The following is a 7,661-nucleotide window of genomic DNA, read 5'->3' on the forward strand; positions in this document are numbered from 1 at the left end:
CGACATGAGCGACGAGCCGCAGCCGCAGCAGCCGGAACAGGGCTGGGCGCCGAGAGAGCCACAGGCGGCCGGCGACGGGGACGCGAAGAAGCCCAAGCGGCCGAAGCGGACCGGCTGGCGCAGGCTGATCCCGACCTGGCGCATCATGCTGAGCACCTGCGTGGTCGGCCTCCTGCTGCTGGTCGGCGGCTTCTTCCTCGGCTACCACCTGGTGCGGATCCCGGCCGCCAACGCGGCCGCCACCAAGCAGTCCAACGTCTACCTGTACGCCGACGGCAGCGTCCTCGCCCGCGACGGCGAGGTCAACCGGGAGAGCGTCGGCCTCGCCCGCATCTCCAAGGACGCCCAGCACGCCGTCCTGGCCGCCGAGGACCGCGACTTCTACAGCGAGTCAGCCATCGACCCCGGGGCCATGGTCCGGGCCGGCTGGAACACCGCCACCGGCAAGGGCAAACAGTCCGGCTCCACGATCACCCAGCAGTACGTCAAGAACTACTACCTGGCCCAGGACCAGACCGTCACCCGCAAGGTGAAGGAGTTCTTCATCTCGATCAAGCTCGACCGCGAGAAGAGCAAGAGCGAGATCCTGGAGGGCTACCTCAACACCAGCTTCTTCGGCCGCGGCGCCTACGGCATCCAGGCCGCCGCGCAGGCCTACTACGGCATCGACGCCAAGGACCTCACGGCCGGCCAGGGCGCCTACCTCGCCTCCCTGCTCAACGCCCCCAGCCAGTACGACGTCGTAGCCCACCCCGAGAACAAGGGCGCCGCCGAGTCCCGCTGGAACTACGTCATGGACGGCATGGCCGACAAGGGCTGGCTGAGCGCCTCCGAGCGCGCCGCCGCGAAGTTCCCCACGCCCAAGCAGTCCACGGTCTCCACCAGCATGTCCGGGCAGCGCGGCTACGTCGTCAACATCGTCAAGGACTACCTGGTCCAGAACGAGATCGTGGACGAGGAGGAACTCGACCGCGGCGGCTACCGCATCACCACGACCCTCCAGAAGGACAAGCAGAACGCCTTCGTCAAGGCCGTCGACGACAAGCTGATGTCCCAGCTCTCCAAGGACCGCAAGGTCGACAGCTACGTCCGGGCCGGCGGCGCCTCCGTCGACCCGCGGTCCGGCAAGGTCGTCGCGATGTACAACGGCATCGACTACGTCAAGCAGTACACACCCAACGCCGTCCGCCGCGACTTCCAGGTCGGCTCCGCCTTCAAGCCCTTCGTGTTCACCTCCGCCGTCGAGAACCACTCCGAGACGCAGGACGGCCGCACGATCAACCCGAACACCAGGTACGACGGCACCAGCGAACGCCCCGTCGAGGGCTGGAGCGGCGGCCGCTACGCCCCCGAGAACGAGGACCACCGCGACTACGGCGACGTCACCGTCCGCGAGGCCACCGACAAGTCCATCAACGCCGTGTACGCCCAGATGGCCGTGGACGTCGGCTCCGACAAGGTCATGCAGACCGCGATCGACCTCGGGCTCTCCAAGAACACCCCGGAACTGACGCCCTCCCCGTCCATCGCCCTCGGCGTCGCCACCGCCAGCCCCCTCGACATGGCCGAGGCGTACGCGACCCTCGCCAACCACGGCAGGCACGGCACGTACACGCTGGTCGAGAAGGTCATGAAGGACGGCAAGCACGAGGTCGAGCTGCCCGAGCGGCGCGAGCGCCAGGCCGTCAGCCGCGAGTCCGCGGACACCACGACGTCCGTCCTGCGCAGCGTCGTCGAGAACGGCACCGCCACCGCCGCCCAGGCCGCCGGCCGGCCCGCGGCCGGCAAGACCGGTACCGCGGAGGAGGACACGGCCGCCTGGTTCGCCGGCTACACCCCCGAACTGGCCACCGTCGTCGCCGTCATGGGCCAGGACCCGAAGACCGCCGCCCACAAGCCGCTGTACGGCGCTATGGGCCTGCCCAGGATCAACGGCGGCGGCGCGCCCGCCGAGATCTGGAGCCAGTACACCCGCAAGGCGCTGGAGGGCGAACCCGTCAGCGACTTCGACCTCCAGCTCCAGACGGGCGCCGACGTCACCGCACCCCCGTCCGCCGACTCCTCGGACGAACCGGGCTCCGGCGACGAGAGCGGCAGCGGCGAACCGGACGACGAGTCCACCGGCGACGAGGACTCCGGCACCCAGACCCCGGGCGACGGCAGCGGCGGCACCAGCACCTCACCCGGCGACTCCGGCGGCGAGACCGGCGCCCCGACCACCGGCGGACCCTCGGGCGGCGCCAGCACGGAACCGGGCCCCACGGGCGGCGGCGACGGAGGCGGCGGGGACACCGGCGGCGGCTCGTCGAACGGCGGCACCACCGAGGGCGGCGGGGACACCGGCGGCGCGGGCGGCGGCGGCTCGGACACCGCCGGCACGGTCGCCGGCGTCCCGGTCACACCCCGGCGTCAGTGACCCGAGGTCGCCTTCAGACCCACGACGGCGACCAGCAGCAGACAGATGAAGAAGATCCGCGCGGCGGTCACCGGCTCACCCAGCACGACCATGCCGAGCACCGCCGCCCCGGCCGCACCGATCCCCACCCACACGCCGTAGGCGGTACCGATGGGGAGCGTCCGGGCCGCGTACGACAGCAGCAGCATGCTCGCGACGATCCCGGCACCGGTGAACAGACTGGGCACGAGCCGGGTGAAACCGTCGGTGTACTTCATCCCGATCGACCAGCCGACCTCGAGCAGACCGGCGACGAGCAACAGAACCCAAGCCATGACGGGCACCTCCGTGAAACGAACTGAACGGTGGTGCGTCGTCTTTTCATTCAGCCCGGTACGGCGCGTCTCGTCGGGTCTCTACAAGGTAGCAAAATCAGCGGAAGGAGACTGAAAGAGGCTGGTGACACTGGTCACCAGCCCCTCACACGTACTGCTCCACAGGTCTCTACAGATACAGCCCGGTGGAGTCCTCGGACCCCTCGAACCGGTCCGCGGCCACCGCGTGCAGGTCACGCTCGCGCATGAGCACGTAGCCGACCCCCCGCACCTCGACCTCGGCGCGGTCCTCCGGGTCGTACAGCACCCGGTCGCCCGGCTCGACGGTCCGTACGTTCTGCCCGACGGCGACGACCGCCGCCCAGGCCAGCCGCTTGCCGACCGCCGCCGTGGCGGGGATCAGGATGCCGCCCCCGGAACGCCGCTCGCCCTCACCGGTGTCCTGCCGCACGAGTACGCGGTCGTGCAGCATCCGGATGGGCAGCTTGTCGTCCTGGGAGCCGTGCTCGTTTCTCTTGGCGCTCACGCCCCGAACCTACCTGCCCCGGCTCAGCGCCCGCGCCGCCGGGTACTGCCCAGGGCGAGCAGCCCCACGACCCCGACCACCACGAGCGCGACGGGCACGACCCGCTCCAGCCGGGGCGCGCCCTCCTCGTCCACGAACTGCGACTTCACATCGCTGACCACGCTGTTGACCTTGACGTAGGCGCGCCCGAGGGTGTGGTCGACGCTGGAGGCGACCTTGGCCTTGGCATCGCCCACGATCGTCTTCGGGTGCACCCGCATCCCGAGCTCGTCGAGCGTCTCGGCCAGCACCTCGCGGCGGCGCTTGATGTCCGCCTCGATCTGCGCCGGGGTTCTGATGTCCGACGTGTCCGCCACCGTACGCCTCCGAAGTCCTCTGCCACTGTCCCGCACAGTCTGTCAGCTACTCGCTTCTCCGCGCTGTCAGGACCCCCGGTTACGCTGATTCGATGAGCGAGCGACTCCAGCCCGGGGACCCTGCCCCCGCCTTCACCCTCCCGGACGCCGACGGCAACGAGGTGTCCCTGTCCGACCACAAGGGCCGCAAGGTCATCGTCTACTTCTACCCTGCTGCCCTTACCCCCGGCTGCACGAAGCAGGCGTGCGACTTCACGGACAACCTGGAGCTGCTGGCCGGCGCCGGGTACGACGTGATCGGCATCTCCCCCGACAAGCCGGAGAAACTCGCCAAGTTCCGCGAGGCCGAGTCCCTGAAGGTCACCCTCCTCGCCGACCCGGACAAGAAGGCCCTCGACGCGTACGGCGCCTTCGGCGAGAAGAAGAACTACGGCAAGACCTACATGGGCGTCATCCGCTCCACGATCGTCGTGGACGAGGCGGGCAAGGTCGAACACGCCCTGTACAACGTGCGGGCGACTGGGCACGTGGCCAAGATCATCAAGGACCTGGGCATCTGAGCCCTGTTCCCTGCGGGCCCGTACCGGAGCTTTCCGGAGCTTTCCGGTACGGGCCCTTCCGCATGGCGTGCGTGACTGTCCGATAGTCGGTTCGTTACTCCGTACGAGGCCACGAACGCGTGGCCGGGACGGAGGGGACGTAATGGGGGCCAGCGCGTACAGCCGGGAGCGGCTGGAGGAGGCCGTCGCGGAAGCTCGAAACTGGACAGATCTGATGCGGCGGCTGGGCCTTCGGCCAAGCGGAGGCCAACGACGTGTGCTCCAGGAGAAAGTTGCCGCTCGCGGCCTCGACACCAGCCACTTCGTCAAGCGCAGCCCGTGGCGCAAGTATCCGGACGCTGCCATCGCGGAGGCTGCCGCGTCTTCGTCATCGCTCCGCGAAGTCTGAAGCTGGGTGCCGCTCCAGCCACCGGGACGCTGTCACACATTTGCCGCCGGATCAGCGCAGCGGGAATCGACGTCAGTCATTTCCCCGGGTTGCGACAGCCCGAACCAGACCTGCCTCTCACACCGGAGGAGCTGAGCGCCGCCGCGGCGACGTCCACGAGCGTTCGTGGTGTGGCCCGGACACTGGGCGTACCCGACGACAGCCGCTCCCGCGCGACCCTGAAGCGCATGCTGCGCGCCCAGCGCATCGACACGGGGCACTTCTCCCACCGTCGGGTCGCGATTCCCGAGGACAAGTTGCGGGACGCAGTGGAGCATTCGACAAGCTATGCCGACGTGATGCGAAGCATCGGCCTGGACGTCAACGACACCAACCACCGGCGCGTCAGAAGGGCATCAGCCCGGCTCGGCCTTGATACCAGCCACTTCAAACGCAGTTCATGGGCTCGACCGGAGCGCCCCGCGCCTGCGCCCATAGCTCAACGAGTGCTCGTCGTCCTGCCTCCCGGCGCCGGGCGGATGAACAGGAGTCAGCTCCACCGGGCCCTGACCGAGATCCGCGTGCCGTATGCATGCGAGACCTGCGGAAATACCGGGGAGTGGCTGAGACGGCCCATCACCTTGCAGATCGACCACGTCAACGGCGACTGGCGTGACAACCGGAGGGAGAATCTGCGGTACCTGTGCCCCAACTGTCACTCGTTGACGGAGACGTGGTGTCGCCAGAAGAGAAGGCCACCTCTCACAGGGTAACGAGCCCTACCCGTACACTGAAGGCTGCCGGTCGAGGATGACGACCGTTTGAGCGGCCGTGGTGGAATGGCAGTCACGCTGGGCTTAGATCCCAGTGGGGTAACACCCGTGAGGGTTCGAATCCCTCCGGCCGCACCTCCACCTCCACCTTCGATTTGAAGGTGGAGGCACCCTTCGTCGAGTCAGCCCAACAGATCCCGCACCACCGGCACCAGCGCCCGGAACGCCTTCCCTCGGTGGCTGATCGCGTTTTTCTCGGACGCTGTCAGTTCCGCGCATGTTCTCGACTCGCCCTCCGGCTGGAGGATGGGGTCGTAGCCGAAGCCGCCCGTGCCGGCGGGGGTGTGGCGGAGGGTGCCGGGCAACTGGCCCTCTACGACGCGCTCCGTGCCGTCGGGCAGGGCCAACGCCGCCGCGCAGGCGAAGTGGGCGGCCCGGTGTTCGTCGGCGATGTCGGAGAGCTGGGCCAGGAGGAGGTCCAGGTTGGCCTGGTCGTTGCCGTGAGTTCCGGACCAGCGGGCGGAGAAGATGCCCGGCGCGCCGTTCAGGACGTCGACGCAGAGGCCGGAGTCGTCGGCGACGGCGGGCAGGCCGGTGGCCTGGGCGAGGGCGTGGGCCTTGAGCAGGGCGTTCTCGGCGAAGGTGACGCCGGTTTCCTTGACGTCGGGGATCTCCGGGTAGGCGTCCGCGCCGACGAGGTCGTGGGGCAGGCCCGCGTCGGCGAGGATGGCCCTCAGTTCGGTGATCTTTCCGGCGTTACGGGTGGCGAGGATCAGGCGGGTCATGGGAACCAGTATCGCCGAACCCCGGCCAGCCAGTGCCCGGGCCGGAGCCCCTCCCTTACGGCGTGCAGACCTTCGTCAGTTCGCCGGCCGCGTCGGTGACGGGGCTGAGGTCGGGGGTCTCGTCGCCGTTCTCGACCGAGGTGCGGACGTTGTCGACGGCCTTGCCGAGGTCGTCGACCGCCTGGTTGACGTCGGCGTTGTCGGTCTTGTCGCCTATCTTGTTGAGGTTCTTGTCTATGGAGTCGAGGGATTCCTCGAGTTGCGTCGGGTCGTTGGACGCGCTCTCCACGGCCTGCTGGAGCGAGGTGACGCTGTCGGCGATGGCGTCCGCCGTCTGGACACAGTCGAGGGCCTTGCCGACGGCGTCGCAGCCGGTGGTGAGGCCGGCCGTCAGGGCGATGGTCGCCACGGTGGCGACGGCGGTGGCGGTGCGGCGAAGGCGGCGGTGGCGGCTCGCGGCCATGGGTCTCGGTCCTCCCGTTGAGACAGGGCCGGACGGCCCGTGTGCGGTGTTGCGTCGGGCGTACGGCGAGTGCTGCCGTACGCCCGTAGAACTCATGTACTGCTGTTGTACTGCTGTGTTGCTGTGTTGCTGTACTGCTAGTGACGCGGCTGCGGGCGGCTGAGTTGCGCGTCCGGGCCGTCTTTTCTTGAGGCGCCCTTGGTGCGCGCTTTACCTTTCGAGGACCGTATCAAGCGCCTTGCGCTGGAGTTCGGCGAGTTCCGCGCAGCCGGCGGTGGCGAGGTCGAGCAGGGTGCCCAGCTCGTCGCGCGCGAAGGGCTCGGCCTCGGCGGTGCCCTGGACCTCGACGAAGCGGCCGTCGCCGGTGCAGACGACGTTCATGTCGGTGTCGGCGCGCACGTCCTCCTCGTAGCGCAGGTCGAGGAGCGGGGTGCCGTCGACGATGCCGACGGAGACGGCGGAGACGGTGCCGGTGAGGGGCTTGCGGCTGGGCTTGATGAGCTTCTTGGTCTGGGCCCAGGTAATGGCGTCGGCGAGGGCGACGTAGGCGCCGGTGATGGCGGCGGTGCGGGTGCCGCCGTCGGCCTGGAGGACGTCGCAGTCCAGGACGATGGTGTTCTCGCCGAGCGCCTTGTAGTCGATGACGGCGCGCAGGGAACGGCCGATGAGGCGGCTGATCTCGTGGGTGCGGCCGCCGATGCGGCCCTTGACGGACTCGCGGTCGCCCCGGGTGTTGGTGGCGCGGGGAAGCATGGCGTACTCGGCGGTGACCCAGCCTTCGCCGCTGCCCTTGCGCCAGCGCGGGACGCCTTCGGTGACGGAGGCGTTGCAGAGGACTTTGGTGTCGCCGAAGGAGACGAGGACGGAGCCTTCGGCGTGCTTGCTCCAGCCGCGTTCGATGGTGACGGGGCGGAGTTGCTGGGGGGTGCGGCCGTCGATGCGTGACATGCGGGTGAGCCTAAGGCCTGTCCGGCGGCCCATGCGGAAGGGGGGGGGGGGGGGGGGGTTTATTGTCTCCCCGCGACAGGGACGCCAGGGGGGGGCGCCGGGGGGGGGTGTGTGGTATTATTATATTTAGTGTGCGGGGGGTGGGGGGGGCGT

The 7,661-nt window shown here is 69.1% G+C and carries 8 protein-coding genes, 1 tRNA gene and 1 riboswitch; of the genes, 3 read left to right on the forward strand and 6 right to left on the reverse strand.

Annotated features, from left to right (window positions below; genetic code table 11):
• The first annotated feature begins 4 nt into the window (after window positions 1-4).
• Complete coding sequence (locus tag ACFWR9_RS23870; RefSeq protein ID WP_383845488.1) at window positions 5-2,416, forward strand: transglycosylase domain-containing protein; 2,412 nt, start codon at window positions 5-7, stop codon at window positions 2,414-2,416.
• Here the strand turns inward: ACFWR9_RS23870 and ACFWR9_RS23875 are convergent.
• From ACFWR9_RS23875 to ACFWR9_RS23885, 3 genes are all read right to left on the reverse strand, one after another.
• Entirely contained in the window at window positions 2,410-2,730 is a 321-nt protein-coding gene (locus ACFWR9_RS23875) for a DMT family transporter (protein WP_383845489.1), read from the reverse strand. The two genes, ACFWR9_RS23870 and ACFWR9_RS23875, sit on opposite strands and share 7 nt — an antisense overlap.
• Before the next feature lie 32 nt (window positions 2,731-2,762).
• Window positions 2,763-2,828, reverse strand: a riboswitch (guanidine-III (ykkC-III) riboswitch).
• Window positions 2,829-2,899: 71 nt separating this feature from the next.
• Window positions 2,900-3,202 (reverse strand): co-chaperone GroES, encoded by a 303-nt coding sequence (locus ACFWR9_RS23880; RefSeq protein ID WP_202557607.1) that lies wholly within the window; start codon window positions 3,200-3,202, stop codon window positions 2,900-2,902.
• Window positions 3,203-3,279: 77 nt separating this feature from the next.
• Window positions 3,280-3,612, reverse strand: a complete 333-nt coding sequence (locus tag ACFWR9_RS23885) for a DUF3618 domain-containing protein (RefSeq protein ID WP_383845491.1) — start codon at window positions 3,610-3,612, stop codon at window positions 3,280-3,282.
• 92 nt (window positions 3,613-3,704) lie between these two features.
• Here ACFWR9_RS23885 and bcp point away from each other — a divergent pair, with 92 nt between their 5' ends.
• On the forward strand, window positions 3,705-4,172 hold the full coding sequence (gene bcp / locus ACFWR9_RS23890) for a thioredoxin-dependent thiol peroxidase (protein ID WP_383845493.1): 468 nt from the start codon (window positions 3,705-3,707) through the stop codon (window positions 4,170-4,172).
• Window positions 4,173-5,364: 1,192 nt separating this feature from the next.
• Window positions 5,365-5,447: transfer RNA gene (locus tag ACFWR9_RS23895), tRNA-Leu, on the forward strand.
• Between the two features lie 47 nt (window positions 5,448-5,494).
• On the opposite strand, the gene rdgB is transcribed toward ACFWR9_RS23895, so the two are convergent.
• From rdgB to rph, 3 genes are all read right to left on the reverse strand, one after another.
• A complete protein-coding gene (gene rdgB, locus ACFWR9_RS23900; RefSeq protein WP_383845495.1) occupies window positions 5,495-6,097 on the reverse strand; it encodes an RdgB/HAM1 family non-canonical purine NTP pyrophosphatase in 603 nt (200 codons plus the stop codon).
• A gap of 55 nt (window positions 6,098-6,152) precedes the next feature.
• On the reverse strand, window positions 6,153-6,560 hold the full coding sequence (locus tag ACFWR9_RS23905) for a hypothetical protein (protein ID WP_383845497.1): 408 nt from the start codon (window positions 6,558-6,560) through the stop codon (window positions 6,153-6,155).
• A gap of 210 nt (window positions 6,561-6,770) precedes the next feature.
• Entirely contained in the window at window positions 6,771-7,508 is a 738-nt protein-coding gene (gene rph, locus ACFWR9_RS23910; protein ID WP_383845499.1) for a ribonuclease PH, read from the reverse strand.
• Window positions 7,509-7,661: the final 153 nt, after the last annotated feature.

This window comes from Streptomyces sp. NPDC058534, from assembly GCF_042717365.1.
Classification (GTDB): domain Bacteria; phylum Actinomycetota; class Actinomycetes; order Streptomycetales; family Streptomycetaceae; genus Streptomyces.